General features: G+C 70.2%; 14 protein-coding genes. 8 read left to right on the top strand and 6 right to left on the bottom strand.

The genetic code is table 11. From position 1 onward, the window contains the following. The first annotated feature begins 80 nt into the window (after positions 1-80). The gene (gene hutI / locus Q0P88_RS06125) at positions 81-1,313 is read left to right on the top strand and encodes an imidazolonepropionase (RefSeq protein WP_295012159.1); all 1,233 of its coding nucleotides are present in this window, start codon (positions 81-83) and stop codon (positions 1,311-1,313) included. A gap of 122 nt (positions 1,314-1,435) precedes the next feature. Here hutI and Q0P88_RS06120 read toward each other — a convergent pair whose 3' ends face one another. The 4 genes from Q0P88_RS06120 to Q0P88_RS06105 form a co-directional block, all read right to left on the bottom strand. Beyond that, positions 1,436-3,298 (bottom strand): glycogen debranching N-terminal domain-containing protein, encoded by a 1,863-nt coding sequence (locus Q0P88_RS06120; RefSeq protein ID WP_295012158.1) that lies wholly within the window; start codon positions 3,296-3,298, stop codon positions 1,436-1,438. A 118-nt stretch (positions 3,299-3,416) separates the two neighbouring features. Next, complete coding sequence (locus Q0P88_RS06115; RefSeq protein ID WP_295012156.1) at positions 3,417-4,310, bottom strand: carbohydrate ABC transporter permease; 894 nt, start codon at positions 4,308-4,310, stop codon at positions 3,417-3,419. Next, positions 4,307-5,452 (bottom strand): carbohydrate ABC transporter permease, encoded by a 1,146-nt coding sequence (locus Q0P88_RS06110; RefSeq protein WP_295012154.1) that lies wholly within the window; start codon positions 5,450-5,452, stop codon positions 4,307-4,309. The genes Q0P88_RS06115 and Q0P88_RS06110 overlap by 4 nt, the downstream gene beginning before the upstream one ends. 2 nt (positions 5,453-5,454) lie before the next feature. Next, positions 5,455-6,720: an extracellular solute-binding protein gene (locus tag Q0P88_RS06105; protein ID WP_295012151.1), complete on the bottom strand. Its 1,266-nt coding sequence runs from the start codon at positions 6,718-6,720 to the stop codon at positions 5,455-5,457. 191 nt (positions 6,721-6,911) lie between these two features. On the opposite strand from Q0P88_RS06105, the gene Q0P88_RS06100 reads away from it, so the two are divergent. Both Q0P88_RS06100 and Q0P88_RS06095 read left to right on the top strand, forming a co-directional pair. Next, positions 6,912-7,907, top strand: coding sequence for a LacI family DNA-binding transcriptional regulator (locus Q0P88_RS06100; protein ID WP_295012149.1), 996 nt, complete (start codon positions 6,912-6,914; stop codon positions 7,905-7,907). Positions 7,908-7,977: 70 nt separating this feature from the next. Beyond that, on the top strand, positions 7,978-8,625 hold the full coding sequence (locus Q0P88_RS06095; protein ID WP_295012147.1) for an NAD(P)H-binding protein: 648 nt from the start codon (positions 7,978-7,980) through the stop codon (positions 8,623-8,625). Positions 8,626-8,758: 133 nt separating this feature from the next. Here Q0P88_RS06095 and Q0P88_RS06090 read toward each other — a convergent pair whose 3' ends face one another. Both Q0P88_RS06090 and Q0P88_RS06085 read right to left on the bottom strand, forming a co-directional pair. Next, on the bottom strand, positions 8,759-9,691 hold the full coding sequence (locus Q0P88_RS06090; RefSeq protein ID WP_295012145.1) for an agmatinase family protein: 933 nt from the start codon (positions 9,689-9,691) through the stop codon (positions 8,759-8,761). A 273-nt stretch (positions 9,692-9,964) separates the two neighbouring features. Beyond that, on the bottom strand, positions 9,965-11,239 hold the full coding sequence (locus tag Q0P88_RS06085) for a DUF445 domain-containing protein (protein WP_295012142.1): 1,275 nt from the start codon (positions 11,237-11,239) through the stop codon (positions 9,965-9,967). Between the two features lie 72 nt (positions 11,240-11,311). On the opposite strand from Q0P88_RS06085, the gene Q0P88_RS06080 reads away from it, so the two are divergent. The 5 genes from Q0P88_RS06080 to Q0P88_RS06060 all read left to right on the top strand — a co-directional run bounded on the left by Q0P88_RS06080 (position 11,312) and on the right by Q0P88_RS06060 (position 15,848). Beyond that, positions 11,312-11,584, top strand: a complete 273-nt coding sequence (locus Q0P88_RS06080) for a metal-sensitive transcriptional regulator (protein WP_295012140.1) — start codon at positions 11,312-11,314, stop codon at positions 11,582-11,584. A 158-nt stretch (positions 11,585-11,742) separates the two neighbouring features. After that, the gene (locus Q0P88_RS06075; protein WP_295012138.1) at positions 11,743-12,891 is read left to right on the top strand and encodes an ABC transporter ATP-binding protein; all 1,149 of its coding nucleotides are present in this window, start codon (positions 11,743-11,745) and stop codon (positions 12,889-12,891) included. Next, the gene (locus tag Q0P88_RS06070; RefSeq protein ID WP_295012137.1) at positions 12,891-14,063 is read left to right on the top strand and encodes a spermidine/putrescine ABC transporter substrate-binding protein; all 1,173 of its coding nucleotides are present in this window, start codon (positions 12,891-12,893) and stop codon (positions 14,061-14,063) included. Before Q0P88_RS06075 ends, Q0P88_RS06070 begins: the two co-directional genes overlap by 1 nt. Further along, positions 14,056-14,946, top strand: a complete 891-nt coding sequence (locus Q0P88_RS06065; RefSeq protein WP_295012134.1) for an ABC transporter permease — start codon at positions 14,056-14,058, stop codon at positions 14,944-14,946. The genes Q0P88_RS06070 and Q0P88_RS06065 overlap by 8 nt, the downstream gene beginning before the upstream one ends. Further along, the gene (locus tag Q0P88_RS06060) at positions 14,943-15,848 is read left to right on the top strand and encodes an ABC transporter permease (RefSeq protein ID WP_295012132.1); all 906 of its coding nucleotides are present in this window, start codon (positions 14,943-14,945) and stop codon (positions 15,846-15,848) included. The genes Q0P88_RS06065 and Q0P88_RS06060 overlap by 4 nt, the downstream gene beginning before the upstream one ends. The last annotated feature ends 148 nt before the right edge of the window (positions 15,849-15,996 follow it).

Genomic DNA, 15,996 nt, shown 5'->3' with positions numbered 1-15,996 from the left:
CGCGCGACCGAGAAGAAACGCGGTCTCCCGCAGACCTGCGCCCCCTCAACGATCCCCAAGGAAGACGGAAGACTGTGCACATGAGGACCCTGATCACGAACATCGGCGAGTTGACGACCAACGTCGCTGCGGGCGACGACCTCTGCGGCACGCTGCACGACGCCGCCGTGCTCATCGAGGGCGACCGGATCGTCTGGGTCGGCGCTGCGGCGGACGCCCCCCTGGCTCCGTCTATTTCTGCCGAACCGTCGGTTTCGAGCGCCGAATCCCTCGGTTCGGCAGAAATAGATGGAGCTGTTGCGGTGGTGGACGCGGCGGGGCAGGCGGTGATCCCGGGCTTCGTGGACAGCCACAGCCACCTCGTCTTCGGCGGCGACCGCGCGGCCGAGTTCGAGGCGCGCATGCAGGGCCAGAAGTATGCCGCAGGGGGCATACGATCCACGGTCGCGGCGACGCGCGCGGCGTCCGACGACGAGCTGCGGGGACGCCTGCGCTGCTTCCTCGACGAGATGCTCGCCCAGGGCACGACGACGGTCGAGATCAAGAGCGGCTACGGCCTCGACGTCGCGACCGAGGAGCGTCTGGTGCGCCTCGCCGCCGAGGTCACCCCCGAGGTCACCTTCCTCGGGGCGCATGTCGTCCCGGCGGAGTACGCGGACCGCGGCGACGAGTACGTCGACCTCGTGACGGGGCCGATGCTCGACGCCTGCGCCCCGCACGTGAAGTGGATCGACGTGTTCTGCGAAACGGGCGCGTTCACCGTGGAGCAGTCGCGCCGCGTGCTCGAGGCGGGGATCTCCCGCGGGCTGGAGCCGCGCGTGCACGCGAGCCAGCTCGGCCCCGGCGAGGGAGTGCAGCTCGCCGTCGAGCTCGGCGCGGCCTCGATCGATCACGGCACCTACCTCACCGACGGCGACGTGACGGCGCTCGCCGGATCCGACACCGTCCTCACCCTGCTGCCGGGAGTGGAGTTCTCCACCCGCCAGCCCTACCCGGATGCCCGTCGGCTCATCGACGCCGGCGTGACGGTCGCGATCGCCTGCGACACGAACCCCGGATCGAGCTTCACCTCGTCGATGCCCTTCTGCATCGCGGTCGCCGTGCGCGACATGCGGATGACGGTCGCCGAGGCGATCCACGCGGCGACGGCCGGGGGAGCGGCGGCCCTGCGCCGCGACGACATCGGCCGCATCGCTCCGGGGATGCGCGCCGACCTGGTGCTGCTGAAGAGCCCGAGCCGCGTGCACCTGGCCTACCGTCCCGGCGTGCCGCTCGTCGAGGCCGTGTGGAAGGACGGCGTGCGCGCCGTCTGAGGCCTTCCGGGGCCGTTGAGCGAGCAGCGGCGGAGCCGGAGCGAGACGAAACGCGGTGATCCTGCGGGAGACCGCGTCTCGTCTCGGTCGCGCGGCGCGTCCTCGCTCGACGACCTCGACGCTCAGCCCAGCGCTTCCGCGCAGATCACGGCCGCCGCGGCGGACCACGCCTGCGGGCGGCAGGACGCGGGGTACGGGACAGGGGACCTCCCGGACGTCCGGGCGTCGCCCGCGTGCAGCTCCGGCATCCGGAAGTCGAAGCCCTCGGCCGCATCGACGAGTTCGCCGGCGACGTCGGCAGCCTCGGGAGCGAAGCCGGCGCGCAGCATGCCGTGGACGGCCACCGCGGTGTCGTGCGCCCAGACGCTGCCGCCGTGATAGCTGAGCGGCCAGAAGCCTCTCGCACCCGTCGACAGCGTGCGGATCCCGAACCCGCTCGACATCGAGTCGCCGAGCAGCAGCGCGACGCACGTGCGCTCCTCGTCCGGGTCCAGCAGCCCCGTGCCGATCAGGTGCCCGATGTTGCTCGTGAGCGTGTCGACCGCGGCGCCGTGCGCGTCGAGCGCGATCGCGGGGTAGCGGCCCTCGGGGGTGGCGACCCAGTAGGCGGCGCGGAACCGGGCGCGCAGATCGGCGGCCCAGACCCGCAACGGCTCGCTGCCGTCCTCGCCGAGCGCGTCGAGCAGATCCGCGCCGCGCACGGCCGCCTCGTAGGCATAGCCCTGCACCTCGCTGAGCGCGATCGGCCCCTCGGCGAGCCGGCCGTCGCGCCACTGGATCGAGTCGCCGGAGTCCTTCCAGCCCTGGTTCGCCAGGCCGTGGCCGGTCTCGTCGACGTAGTCGATGAACCCGGATCCGCTCGCGTCGCCGTGGTCGATCATCCAGTTCAGTGCCGCGCGGAGGTTCGGCAGCAGCTCGCGGACCTCGGTCTCGGGCATGCCCGCGTCGCGGGCGTCGGCGAGCAGGCAGATCCAGAGCGGCGTCGCGTCCACCGTGCCGTAGTACAGCGGAGGAAGATGCACGCCTTCGTTCGGCAGCGAGAGCGTACCACTGCGCAACTCATGCGGGATCTTGCCCGGTGCTTCGGCCGTCGCCGGATCGTTCCTGGTGCCCTGCAGGCGCGCGAGCACACGCAGGGTCGAGGCCGCGATCGTCGGGTCGAGGGCCAGCGCCAGGCGTGCGGCCCAGATCGCGTCTCGGCCGAAGAGCGTGAAGAACCACGGCGCGCCCGCGGCGTAGAAGGCGTCGTCCGGGTGTGCGGGGAGCGCGAGGCGCAGGGCGGCGAGGTCGCCGGCGGCGCGGTTCAGCCAGCGGCCCAGGCGCGGGTCACTGACCGCAGGCACGGTCGCGTGCGCGGCCGCGGCGGGCTCGCGCACCACCAGCGTCGCATCCTCGAGGGCGAGCGCGAATGAGAACTCCACCGTGGAACGCGGCTCCAGCACGGCCGTCCAGCGCACGGCGAGGGCGTCCTCCTCGACCGCCACCACCGCCCCGGGCGCCGTCAGGGCGAACGACGCCGTATCCGAAGAGGCGCGTTCGCCGTCCCATGCCCATGCTCCGTGGTCGGGAAGCCCCGCCTTGACGCGCTGCAGAGGCTCGAAGTCCGGGGCGAGCGTCACGGTCAGCGCGATGGGAACGGGCACATCGCGATGCGAGGAGATCCGGATCCGCTCCTCGACCCCGCCGGCGCGCACCGTCCGTTCCCGATCCAGGCGCACCTTCGGATCCGGCTGGTCGTCATCGACCCCGCGCAGCACGCCGGTGAACACGGCGCGCTGCGGCGCGGGGGAGGAGCAGGCGATCGTCTCGACCGCCGTGCCCTCCACCGAGACGGAGAGCGCACGCACGTGGCGCACGTCACCGTGGTACACGCCGTGGATCGGGGCGGTGCCCATGTCTCCGGTCTCGTCCGACCACACCTGGGTCGGCGCGTGGAGGACGATGACGGCATCGTCGAGAAGAGGCTGCAGCGGGGAGTCGGACATGGGGCTCCTTCGTGAGGGGCAGGGATGCGGGGCGGCCCCGCGGGGGATGAGGGTCTCGGTCACGGGGGAGGCGGACCGGCGCTCCGCCGCGGGGGGCGGAGCGAGGCCGTCGTACGGGTCACTCCTTCACCGCCCCGTCGCTGGAGTTCATGATCCGCTTCTGGAAGACGAAGAACATCACGGCGACGGGGATCGTCATGATGATCGCCGCGGCGAGCTTGAGCGGATACTGCCGTCCCTGGCTGAGCTGCCCGTTGGCGAGCTGCGCGACGCCCTTGGTCAGGGTCGTGAGCTCGGGCGACTGGGTCGACACGATGAAGTGGGCCAGCTCGTTCCAGGAACCCTGGAACGAGAGGATCACGATCGTGATGAGCGCGGGGCGCGCCATCGGCAGCACGACGGACCAGAAGACGCGGAAGGTGCCGGCGCCGTCGATCCGTGCCTGCTCCTCGACGGACGCGGGAATGGACTCGAAGAACCCCTTCATGATGAACACCCCCGCGGCGTCGACCAGAAGCGGCAGGATCATGCCGGCGTAGGAGTCGTACATCCCGAGCGTGTTGATGACCAGGAACTTCGGGATCAGCAGCACCACCGTCGGCACGCTCATGACGGCGATGAGGCCCGCGAAGACGACCGAGCGCCCGCGGAAGCGCAGGCGGGCGAGCGCGTAGCCGGCGAGGGAGTTGAAGAACACGCGCCCGGCGGTCACGACGACCGTCACGATGACGGAGTTGGTGAACCAGGTGGGGAAATCGCTGCGCAGGAACAACTGGGTGTACGCCTCGGTCGTGAACGTGCGCGGGACGAGGGCCAGCGGGTTCGACGCGGCATCCGGATCCGTCTTGAAGCTGGTCGCCACCTGGATCAGGAACGGGTAGATGTACACGAGCGCGAGGGCGATGAGCAGGGCGTAGAGCACCGAGGTCGACGCGATGCGCGCGGTGCTCCGTCGGGGCCGGGGCACGGTCCGGCGCGGTGCCGCGGCGGAGGGGGCGGAGACGGCGCTCATCGGGATGTCCTTCCGCCTGGAGCGGGAACGCGCGGGTCGTCGGCCGCGCGAGCGGCGGAGGCGGCTCGTGCGGCGGCTTCGAGGTAGGGGCGGTTGCGTCGGCGGGAGACCGGGCGCTCGCGCAGGACCCAGCGCTGCACGAGGGTGAAGACGATGATGATGACGAACAGGATGAACGCGATCGCGGCGCCCTGTCCCCACTCCTGATTGAGGAACGACGACTGGTACGACTGATAGGCCGGAGTGATCGTCGTCTTGGCCGGCTGGCCACGGGTGCCGGTGTAGATCTGGTCGAAGACCTGCCAGCAGCCGATGAGGCCCAGCGTGAGCACGGTGAACAGCGTGGGGCGCAGCTGCGGCAGCGTGACCCGCCAGAACCGCTGCCATCCGTTCGCCCCGTCCATCATCGCGGCCTCCTGCACCTCGCCGGAGATGTTCTGCAGTGCGGCGAGGAAGAGCAGCATCAGGGTTCCGCTGGTCGTGAAGACCGCCATGATGATGTAGACGCACATCGCGACACTGGGGCCGCCGATCCAGTCCCAGAACGAGACGCCGAGGAAGCTGTTCTGCGTCAGGGCCGCAGGCCCGGACGTGGCGCCGAAGTGCAGGATCCCGGACGGGTCGTTGAGCCAGTTCGGGCCGTTGATCCCGAGCCATCCGAGCGCTGCGTTGACGGCTCCGGTCGTGGAGAACAGGAACAGGAACAGGACGGTGATGGCGACGGAGCTCGTCACCGAGGGGAAGTAGAACGCGGTGCGGAAGAAGCCGCGGCCCTTGAGGATCTGCCGGTTCACCAGCACGGCGAGGAGGAGGCTCAGGGCGGTCTGGCACGGCACCACGAGCAGGACGTACCAGGCGTTGTTCTTCAGGCTCATGCCGAAGTCGGCCTCGGCGAGTCCACCGCCGAGCAGCAGCGCCGCGTAGTTCTTGAGGCCGACGAACGAGACGCCTCCGGAGAACGGCGAGCCGCGACCTCCCCAGTCGCTCACGCTCACCCACAACGCCATGAGCACCGGCACGACGAGGAACAGGCCGAGGAGGATCAGCATCGGGGCGGTGAAGAGCCACCCCGATGCGGCCTCCCCACGCCGCAGCCCCGAGTGGGACGCGGCGCGGAGAGACCGCTCGGAGGAGGAGGCCATGATTACTTGGTCAGCGCTTCCAGGTTCTTCTGCGCGGTCGCCAGCATGGACGTCGGGTCGCCGGTCGCGAGCGAACCGAGTTTGCCGTTGAAGTCGGTCACCACGTCGCTCGCGCCCTTCGCGGTCGGCATGCCCTGCGCGTACTCGGCGCCGTCGAGGAACGGCACGAGCGCGGCGTTGTCCGTCTTCCACTCGTCGGCGGCCGAGCGGATCGACGGCATGGGGCCGAACGCCTTCGAGAAGGCGAGCTGACTCTCCGCGCTGGTCAGGTGCTCGACGAGATCGAGGGCGGCCTTCTGGTTCTTGCTGTCGGCGGCGATGCCCCAGCAGTTCGTGAATTGGAGGGTGCCCTTCTTGCCGTCGGGGCCCGCGGGAAGCTCCACGGCCTTGTACTTCACGGTCGGGTAGTCGGTGCCCATCGCGCCCGTGATCCAGTTGCCCTCGACGACCATCGCGGCCTTCTGCGTGCCGAACGCCTCTCCGCCCCAGCCGGATCCGAGATCCGCCGCGAACTTCATCGAGCCGGCGTCCAGCAGCCCCTTGAGGTAGTCGAGCGCCTTCACGTTGCCGGGGGCGTCGGCGGTGGCCTTCGTGGAGTCGGCGTTCATGAGGCCGCCTCCCGCCGCGACCATGAACGCGCCGACGCGGGCGTACTCCCCGCTCATCGCCAGGCCCACGTGACCGTCGGCGGTGAGCTTCTTCGACACCGTGGCGAGCTCGTCCCAGGTCTTCGGCACGTCGGCGTCCGTGAGGCCGGCCTTGGCCCACATGTCGGTGTTGATGATCAGCTGCAGCGTGGAGAAGTCCTTCGGTGCGCAGTACAGCTTTCCGTCATAGGTGAACGACTTCTGCAGGCTGGGGTAGAAGTCGTCCTTGTTCTTGAGCAGGTCCCCGTAGGCGAGTAGAGAGCCGTTCGACGCGTAGCCGGCGAGGGAGTCGGTGGACTGGTAGAACACGTCCGCCGGGGACCCGGAGGCGAAACCCTGCGAGAGCTGCTGGTTCAGATCGCTCGCCGCGGTCACCGTCGCAGAGATGCCGGACGTCTTCGACCAGTCCGCGACCGCGGCCTTGACCGCGTCCGTCTCGGCGTCGCCGGAGGATCCGATGAGGATGTTGAGCGGCTTGTCGGAAGAAGTCAGCTTCGTGGCTCCGGTGGTGCTGTCGGCGCCTCCTCCGGAGAATCCCGATCCGCATCCGGTCAGGGCGATCGCGCCGACGAGGACGAGGGCCCCGGCCCCGATCGCGGCGCGTGTGCTGTGCCGTGTCATGTCTCTTCTCCCTTGATGAGCATCCATGGTGAGGTGTGCTGTGGTTCGGCGGCAAGGCGCCGTCGCATGAATTTGAACGATCAAACTCCGTGAGGAACACGCTAAGCGGCCGAAGCGGACGATGTCAAGGTGAGAAGTGCCACAGTGGGAGGGTGATCCAGCGGGTCCTCGGGGGCCGCGGAGGGAGAGACATGGCCAGGACGCCGACCGTCGAGGACGTGGCGCAGCGCGCCGGAGTGTCACGGCAGACCGTGTCCAACGTGCTGAACACGCCGGAGATCGTGAAGCAGGCGACCCGGGAGCGCGTGCAGCAGGCGATCCTCGATCTCGGATACCGCCGGCATGCGGCGGCGCGTCAGCTGCGCACGAGGCGCAGCTCGACGATCGGGGTGCATCTGGATCCCTACGTCGGTGGCGTCTCCGGCGTCGTGCTGGATCGGTTCGTGCACGCTCTCACCGAACGCGCGAGCGAGCGCGGCATGCGCATGCTCGTCTACGCGGCGCGGACGGCCGATGACGAGATGGCACGCCTGGCCGAGCTGTGGGAGGGCTCGGAGATCGATGCGGCCATCATCACCGGCACCTTCCACGGCGATCCCCGCACGCGCTGGCTCGGCGACGCGCGGCTCCCGTTCGTCGCCTTCGGCCGACCGTGGGGCGAGGACGACCTGGCCGCCCCCGAGCATCTCTGGGTCGACGTGGACGGCGCGGCGGGCACCAGGGCGGCCACCGCGCATGCGCTGGGATTCGGCTCCCGCGTCGCGTTCCTCGGCTGGCCGTCCGGGTCGGGGACGGGCGACGACCGAGAGCGCGGCTGGCGCGAGGCGATGGCCGATGCCGGTGCGATCGGGCCGCGGTGGACGGCCGAGGAGGATGTCGCTGCGGCCAGGACGGTCGTGGGATCCGCGGGGCACGAGGTCGATGCGATCGTCTGCGCGAGCGACTCGCTCGCGATCGGCGCGCTGCTGGCTCAGGCGGGTGGCGCCGCGCGCGTGCCCGTGATCGGATTCGACAACACCCCCACGGCGGAGGCGCTCGGGTTCTCCAGCGTCGAACAGCGCCCGGAGGACGTCGCGGTGGCCACGCTGGAGCTCCTGATGGGTCCCACGGGTGAGACCGTGACGCCGCGTGAGGTGCAGGCGGGCACCGCGCACGCGCTGATCGAGCCTCGTCTCGTCGTCCGTTGAGGTGTCTCGTCGTCCGCTGAGGTCAGGGACGAATGGCCCGCGCGGCCCCCATCGGGCCTAACGTGGAGGAATGGCACGAATTCTGATCTTCGGCGGCCACGGCAAGGTCGCGCTCCTGCTCGAACCGCTGCTCGCCGAACGCGGCGACACGGTCACTGCGGTCATCCGCGACGGCGCGCAACGCGACGAGGTGCGCGCGGCCGGGGCGGAGCCGGTCGTCTTCGACGTCGAGACGGCGTCGGAGGAGTCTCTCGCGGAACTCATCTCCGGGCACGACGCCGTCGTCTGGTCGGCAGGCGCGGGAGGCGGATCCGCGGAACGCACCAGGGCGGTCGATCACGACGCCGCGGTCCGCTCGATGGCCGCTGCGGCGACCGCCGGGGTGCCCCGCTACGTCATGGTGTCGTACTTCGGGGCGTCCCGGGACCACGGCATCGACCCGTCCGACTCGTTCTACGCGTACGCCGAGGCCAAGGCGGCGGCCGACGAGGCGCTTCGCGCCTCGGATCTGGAGTGGACCGTGCTCGCGCCGAGCCGATTGACCCTCGATGCGCCGACCGGCGAGATCGACGCCGAGGCGGAGACCTCGGGCAGCGTCTCCCGTGCCGACGTGGCGCGGGTGATCGCCCAGACGCTCGTCGAACCCGCGACGATCCACCGCACGATCCGCTTCAACTCCGGCACGACCCCCATCGCGGAGGCACTCGCCTCCCCCTGATGCGGCGGCCGGGTGCGGTCGTCGTGGCCGCGCCCGGATCGGTCGCCGGTCGCGCGAGCCTGCCAGGGCGCGGTCGCGGGAACCGCTCGCCGCCACGGGGCGGCAGCCAAGGCGGCCGGTGGCGCGGGCAGCGCTACGGCGTTGGCATTGGCGCGGTCCGTCCCGCGTCGCGCCCCGCGAGGGCGGCGAGGAGCTCCAGCACGCAGAGCGCCGCGAGGCGGACCGTGCGCGCGTCCTCGTCGTCCGCCGTCGCGTCGACCTCCGCGATGTCCGCGCTCACGACCCTGGCGTCGCTCGCGATCCCCCGCACCAGTGCGCGCAGCTCCCACGCGGCGAACCCGCCAGGGACGCTCGCGGGGCAGCCGGGGGTCGCGGCGCGGTCGCAGGCGTCCACGTCGATGTCGAGATGGATCCGGGGATCCTGCCCCGCGCTCGCGATCGAGACCGCTTCGGCCACCACGTCGTCGATGCCGCGGCGACGCACCTCGTCCAGGGTGATGACCCGGATGCCCCACTCCGCGGCGCGCTGGGCGTAGGCCGCCGAATTCGCGAAGTCCGTGATGCCGATCTGAACGATCCGGTGCGGATCGATCGCGGATCCGTCCGGGGCATCCTCGACGAGACGGCGCACCGGAGAGCCGTTCGAGACGCCGTCGCGCAGGTCGAAGTGCGCGTCGATGGTGATGAGTCCGGTCGCCCCGGCCCCGAGCGCGACCGGGTAGGTCAGCGAGTTGTCTCCGCCGAGGGCGATGGCCAGGCGCGATCCGGCGGTGAGTTCGGCCACGCGGGCGATCGTGCGGTCGACGCCCTCGTCGCCGTCGGGCTCGACGATGTCACCCGCGTCGGCGATCCTCAGCACCGTGTTCAGATCGACGACCGGAGGTCCCATGAGCGTGGGGCTGTAGCGCCGCAGCGCCTCGCGGATCGCAGCGGGGGTCGCATGTGCGCCCGTGGGGGAGAGCGACGTCCGCCAGGTCGGCACACCGAGCAGCACGGCGTCGACGCGTTCCGCGAACGGCGGCCAGTCGCCGCCGCGGGGCCAGAGGGGATCGTGCGACAGTGCCATGAGGGTCCCTTCCCGTCGGATCGGCGTCCGTCGACCAGCGTGCCACGACCCGCGCGAGGATCGGGCAGCCGCGGCACGCCGCTGTCTGGCCCACGAGACAGTCCTCCGCCGGGCGTATCGATCCTTCTCGCCACGCATGAGGTCACGATCCGCGGGCGGTGCGCCGGTCCGCACACCGGGTGACGATCCGCGCACCGAGGACGACCAGCCCATGAAAAGCGCCGTTCACCCTGCAGAAACGTGGTTCCGTGTGCAGATCGTCGCGGCGCCGTCCTACGCCGGGATCACGGCGTTCGCGATCGCGAAGATCGCGAGCCCGGCGAGGGCGCCCACGACCGTCCCGTTCAGGCGGATGTACTGCAGGTCACGGCCCACCATGAGTTCGATCTTCTCCGTGGTCTCTGCCGGGTCCCATCTCTCGACGGTGTCGGTGATGATCGAGGCGATGTCGTGCCGGTAGCGGTCGACGAGGAAGACGGCCGCATCCGTGGTCCAGCCGTCCACCCTGTCCTGGAGCGCCTTCTCCGAGGCCAGCCGGGCTCCGAGGTCCGCGATGGCCTCCGCGGCCCGTCGGCGCAGCCCGCTGTCCCGATCGGCGAGCGCGGTGAGCAGCCCGGTCTTCGCGGTGTCCCACGCCTCGGAGGCGAGGGCTCCGACCCGCGGGCTGTCGAACAGCGCGCCCTTGGCGTTCTCCAGACGGCCACGGGTCGCGGCGTCGTGCTGGAGGTTCTCCGCGAGCCGGGCGAGATAGCCGTCGATCGCGCGTCGCGCGGGGTGGTCGGGGTCGGCCTGCACGGCATGGACGAACTTGAGCGCCTCGTTGTACGCGGCCTCGTCCACGAAACGGTGCGCCATCCGCGGGACCCACGACGGCAGCCGCCGCGAGAGCAGGCCACGGAAGGCGGCGGCGTTGTTCTCCAACCACCCTGCGATGCTGTCCACCGCGAGGTCGACGGCGCCGCGGTGCGCCCGGCTCTGCACGATGCGCTCCAGCCAGGCACCGGCAGGCGTGCCCCATTCCAGTTCGACCAGGTGCTCGCGGGCGAGATCGGCGATGAGGTCGCGCACGTCGTCGTCGCTGAGGGCCCGCAGCACGGCCGCCGCGATCGTGGACCCCTCCGCGACGACGCGCTGCGCGTGCGGGGGATCGCGGAGCCAGGATCCCAGCCGGGCCGCGATCGAGGTCTCGGCGAGCTTGGTGCGCACGACCTCGGCGGAGAGGAAGTTCGTCTCCACGAACTCCCCGAGGGTCCGGCCGATCTCGTCCTTGCGGGTGGGGATGATCGCGGTGTGCGGGATCGGCAGTCCCAGCGGACGACGGAAGAGGGCGGTCACCGCGAACCAGTCCGCGAGCGCGCCGACCATCCCGCCCTCGGCCGCCGCGCGGACGTAGCCGAGCCACGGCAGGCGCGTCTGCAGCCAGAAGGCGACGACGAATGCGATCGCCATGACACCGAGCGCGACGAGGGCGACCGCCTTCATGCGACGCAGACCCCTCAGGCGCTCGCGGTCCGCCGGGGACAGCAGATCTTCTCGACGCGACGGCATGCGCCCATCCTGCCACCGGTCGGGAGCGGATCCGCAGAGCCCGAGCGGAGGCGGCGCGGTAGCCTCGAGACCGTGATCGAAGACATCAAGAAGCGCGCGCTGCACCGCACCAGCATCCTCGAGGGCCAGCTCCGCGGCGTCGCCAAGATGATCGAGAACGAGGAGTACTGCATGGACATCATCACGCAGTCGCGGGCGATCCAGCGCTCCCTGGAGTCGCTCAACCGGCTGCTGCTGGAGAACCACCTCCGCACGCACGTGGCGCACATGTTCGACGAGGGCGGCGAGCCGCGCGAACAGGCCATCGCCGAGCTGCTCAAGGCCTTCGACATCCAATCGCGCTAGTCGCGCGAAATCGCGACGAAACATGAAGATTCGTCGCAATCACGGTCACCTACAACGGATATCGTTGCAGGAATCTCAATAGCCTTCGTTTTCCACTGTACGCGATCCCCCACCTGTGCCAGACTGCTCCGCAGCGAAGTTTTCACTGTGGAGGTTTCATGACCGGTCCAACGTCCGTGCCGGATCCGCGCCCGTCCGCCGGCGGTGTCGAGATCGTCGATGTCACGAAGTTCTACGGGGATGCCACCGCGGTCGACCGGCTCTCGCTGCACATCCGCTCGGGCGAGTTCCTGTCGCTGCTCGGACCGTCCGGATGCGGCAAGACCACCACGTTGCGCATGATCGCGGGCTTCGAGCATCCGGATCACGGCGACATCCGCCTCTCCGGGCGGAGCGTGCTGGGGCTTGCGCCGCACAAGCGCGAGGTCAACACCGTCTTCCAGGCGTACGCCCTGTTCCCGCACATGACCGTCGCGGAGAACGTCGCCTACGGTCTGCAGCAACGCAGGGTGCCGAAGGCGGAACAGCGCGAGCGCGTCGCCGAAGCGCTCGACATGGTGCAACTGCGCCGGTTCGCGGACCGCAAGCCCACCCAGCTCAGCGGTGGCCAGCAGCAGCGCATCGCCCTGTCCCGGGCGCTCATCAACCGTCCCTCGGTGCTGCTGCTCGATGAGCCACTCGCGGCGCTGGACCGTCAGCTACGCGAGGAGATGCAGCTCGAGCTCAAGCTGCTCCAGGCGAGGCTGGGAACGACGTTCGTGTTCGTCACGCACGATCAGGCCGAGGCGCTCTCGATGAGCGATCGGATCGCGGTCATGCGTGCGGGCAGGATCGAGCAGCTCGCCGGTCCCGCCGAGATCTACGCCGAGCCCGCATCGGCCTACGTGGCCTCCTTCATCGGGCAGCAGAACTTCCTGCACGGCACCGCGCAGGGAACCGCCGTCCGCACGGCGATCGGAGAGGTGCACGGCCGCTGGGGCGGTGCGCAGGAGCCATCCGGATCCGCCGCAGTCGCCGCGATCCGCCCGGAGTTCGTCCGGCTCGCCTCGGCCGGTTCCGCGGACGGGCCGGGTCTCGACGGAACGGTCCTCGGGATATCCCACTTGGGGGAGACCCTGCAGATCGCGGTGGACGTCGGGCGCGAGCAGACCTTCCTCGTGCGGATCCCCGCGCCCGGCGCCCCTGCGGTCGCCGTCGGCGACGCGGTGCGCTGCACGTGGAGTCCGAACGACGTGCGTCTCTTCTCCGGCGAGGGGATCCCGGAGACGGCGACGCACGTCATCGCGCTGCCCAGGGAAGCCGCCTGATGTCGGAGCCGATCCGCATCCTCGCGGACGGCCCTGCGGCACGGTCCCTGGGCGCGCGACTGACGCGACGCGGCTTCCTCGCGACCGCGCTCGCCGCCTCCGGGGCGGTCCTGTTCACGGCGTGTGCGCCGCGGGGTGCCTCGACGGCTTCTTCGGCGCACGGAGGTCCGCTGGAGGACAAGGTCTCCGTCTACACCTGGAGCGACTACGACGACCCGAAGATCCTCACCTCGTTCACGAAGAGCAAGGGGCCGAAAGTCGTCGTCGACGCCTTCAATTCGAACGAGGAGCTCATCGCGAAGCTCGTCGCCGCACGGGGAACGTCCGGGTACGACATCGTCGTCCCGAGCGGCCTGTTCATCCTGCCGATGGCGCAGAACGGCCTCCTTGAGAAGCTCGACCACGACCTGCTGCCGAACTTCGCCACGATGAACCCGAGCTTCGTGCACCGCGCGTTCGATCCGAAGAACGAGTACTCGATCTGCAAGGCGTGGGGGACGACCGGCTTCGTCTACGACAGGACCGTGATCGCGCGTGAGCTGCGGACGTGGTCCGACTTCGTCGACGCCGCGCAGAAGGAGGCGTCAGGGCGCACCGCGGTGCTGGACGACCCGGCACCCCTGTGCGGCATCTACTTCTGGTCGCACGGGATCGACTGGAACACCACGGAGAAGAAGCACCTCGACGCGTGCGAGACCTTCCTGACGAAGGAACTCGCACCGCACATCACCACCTTCGACTCCGCACCGGGCGGTCAGATCATCCCGCAGGCCTCTGCCGCGCTCGTGCAGTCCTACAGCGGCGATGCGCGCACGGGCATCGCCCAGTCGAAGGATCCGGACCGCTGGCGATGGGTGCTCGGATCCCCTGCCACCGAGCTGTGGATGGACAACTGGGCGATCGCCAAGGGCGCCCCGCACCCGGAGGCCGCGCACGCCTTCATCGACTTCATGATCGCCCCGGACGTGCAGCTCGCCCAGGTCGACTACATCGGCTACGACACGGGCGTGCAGGGCACGCAGCAGAAGGCGGAGGAGGCCGGATTGGAGCGCCTGGACATGGTGTACTTCGACGACGCGCAGGTGAAGACCATGCACGAGCAGACCTTCACGAGCGCGCAGGAGCGGATCGTGGCGATCTGGAACGCGACGAAGGCGGCCGCGGGTGCGTAGGCCCCGGATCCGCTTCGGCCTCGCCGTCCCCGCCTGGGCCTGGCTGCTCGTCTTCTTCGTCGTGCCGATCGGGGTCGTGATCTGGTACAGCTTCGGCTACAAGCCGAGCATCTTCGCGACCAACGCGAACGACAGGCTGTCCTTCGACCGTTACGTCGAGGCGCTCTCGCCGACGTTCTTCGCCACCTTCCAGAACACGCTGTGGGTGGGCGTCGTCGGCACCGTGCTCTGCCTGCTCATCGGTGCTCCGGTGGCGTACTGGATCGCCGTGAAGTGCGCGCCGAGCCGGCGCGGGCTGTTCCTCGCGCTCGTGATGGTGCCGTTCTGGACGAACTTCCTCGTGCGGACCATCGGCTGGCAGATCATCCTCGCCCCCGAGGGGTGGCTCTCGCACGCCCTGCAGTTCCTCGGCGTCATCCCCGGACCGCTCGGGATCCTGAACTCCCGCGGCGCCGTGCTGCTCGGCGTCGTCTACAACTACCTGCCGCTCATGATCCTGCCGCTCTTCGTCGCGTTCGACCGGGTCAGCGGGCCGCTGCGCGAGGCCAGCAAGGATCTCGGCGCCGGCAGCATCACGACCTTCCTGCGGGTGACCGTGCCGCTCGCACGGCCCGGCATCGTGGCGGGCGTGCTGCTCGTCTACATCCCGCTCATGGGCGACTACATCACCGCGACCGTGCTCGGCGGGGCCAAGGGGAACATGGTCGGGCAGATCGTGGCGAGCCAGTTCCAGACCGCCCAGAACTGGGCGCTCGGATCCGCGATGGCCGTGCTGCTCATTCTCACGATCGGCGCGTCGGTGGCGCTCGCCGCGGGGATCGGCTGGCTCGTGACCCTTCCGGTCCGACGTGCCTACCGCCTGAACCTGGAGGAGGCGCGATGACCGCCGTCACCGAACGTCCGACCGCGTCCGCCGCCCGTACGGGTGCCGTGGCGAGGCCGCGGCCGCGCCGTAGCGCGAGCCGCTGGCTGCTGCCCCTCTGGGCGGCCCTGGTGTTCGTGTTCCTCTTCCTGCCGATCGCGGTCGTCATCGTCTACTCCTTCAACGTGGGGCGACTGCTCATCTCGTGGGACCACTTCGGATTCGACTCGTTCGCCGCGATCGTGACGAAGCCCGCCGTGCGCGACGCGGTGCTGGTCTCGCTGCGAACCGGGCTCCTCGCCGCGCTCCTCGCCACAGCCCTCGGCACCCTCGCGGGCATCGCGATGGCGCGCACGCCCGGTCGATGGGTGCCGTGGTTCCTGGCTCTGCTGCTGCTCATCTCGGTCACGCCGGAGATCGTGGACGCCGTGGCGCTGCTGCCGTGGGTCGTCTTCCTCGGCCAGGATCTCGGGCTGAGCGTGTTCGACGACGGCACGGTGCGTCTCGTGATCGGGCAGTCGCTGTTCTCGATCGCCATCGTCTCCTACATCGTGCGGGCACGGCTCGTGGGGCTCGACGCCAAGCTGGAGGAGGCCTCGGCGGATCTCTACGCGAAGCCGCTCACCACCTTCTTCAAGGTGACGCTGCCGCTGGCGATGCCCGCGGTGCTCGCGGGGTTCCTGCTCTCGTTCACGCTCGGACTCGACAACACGGTCGTGTCGGCGTTCGTGCAGGTCTCGGGGACCACGCCGTGGCCCGTGTACGTGCTGAGCGCGCTGCGCAGCGGGCTGCGTCCCGAGATCGCGGCGGTCTCGACGATCATGCTCGTGCTGACCCTCGGCGCCCTCGCGCTGGTCGCGCTCGTGCTCAAGCGCGCCGGCGACTCGGCGGCCGACATCGCCCGCACGATGGCCGGCGGCTGACCCGGGGCCGGCCTCGTCCGACATCACTTTCGCTCCCGGTCTCTCTTGCTCCCGTCGCGAAAGGTGCCGCTCTAGGGCGACCAGAGCGGCACCTTTCGCGACGGGAGCTCGCGGGACTCGTGCGGGGGGAGCGCGTGACTCGTCCGGG

This window comes from uncultured Microbacterium sp. (assembly GCF_945952435.1).
In the GTDB taxonomy this organism is placed as follows: Bacteria; Actinomycetota; Actinomycetes; order Actinomycetales; family Microbacteriaceae; genus Microbacterium.
This window is presented reverse-complemented; position numbering and strand designations above follow the sequence as displayed.

Excerpts from the sequence above, each read along its gene's own strand:
- Q0P88_RS06075 (WP_295012138.1), top strand. The coding sequence starts at position 11,743 with ATGACCGGTCCAACGTCCGTGCCGGATCCGCGCCCGTCCGCCGGCGGT.
- Q0P88_RS06060 (WP_295012132.1), top strand. The coding sequence starts at position 14,943 with ATGACCGCCGTCACCGAACGTCCGACCGCGTCCGCCGCCCGTACGGGT.
- hutI (WP_295012159.1), top strand. The coding sequence starts at position 81 with ATGAGGACCCTGATCACGAACATCGGCGAGTTGACGACCAACGTCGCT.
- Q0P88_RS06115 (WP_295012156.1), bottom strand. The coding sequence starts at position 4,310 with ATGAGCGCCGTCTCCGCCCCCTCCGCCGCGGCACCGCGCCGGACCGTG.
- Q0P88_RS06095 (WP_295012147.1), top strand. The coding sequence starts at position 7,978 with ATGGCACGAATTCTGATCTTCGGCGGCCACGGCAAGGTCGCGCTCCTG.
- Q0P88_RS06120 (WP_295012158.1), bottom strand. The coding sequence starts at position 3,298 with ATGTCCGACTCCCCGCTGCAGCCTCTTCTCGACGATGCCGTCATCGTC.
- Q0P88_RS06070 (WP_295012137.1), top strand. The coding sequence starts at position 12,891 with ATGTCGGAGCCGATCCGCATCCTCGCGGACGGCCCTGCGGCACGGTCC.
- Q0P88_RS06085 (WP_295012142.1), bottom strand. The coding sequence starts at position 11,239 with ATGCCGTCGCGTCGAGAAGATCTGCTGTCCCCGGCGGACCGCGAGCGC.
- Q0P88_RS06100 (WP_295012149.1), top strand. The coding sequence starts at position 6,912 with ATGGCCAGGACGCCGACCGTCGAGGACGTGGCGCAGCGCGCCGGAGTG.
- Q0P88_RS06090 (WP_295012145.1), bottom strand. The coding sequence starts at position 9,691 with ATGGCACTGTCGCACGATCCCCTCTGGCCCCGCGGCGGCGACTGGCCG.
- Q0P88_RS06110 (WP_295012154.1), bottom strand. The coding sequence starts at position 5,452 with ATGGCCTCCTCCTCCGAGCGGTCTCTCCGCGCCGCGTCCCACTCGGGG.
- Q0P88_RS06105 (WP_295012151.1), bottom strand. The coding sequence starts at position 6,720 with ATGACACGGCACAGCACACGCGCCGCGATCGGGGCCGGGGCCCTCGTC.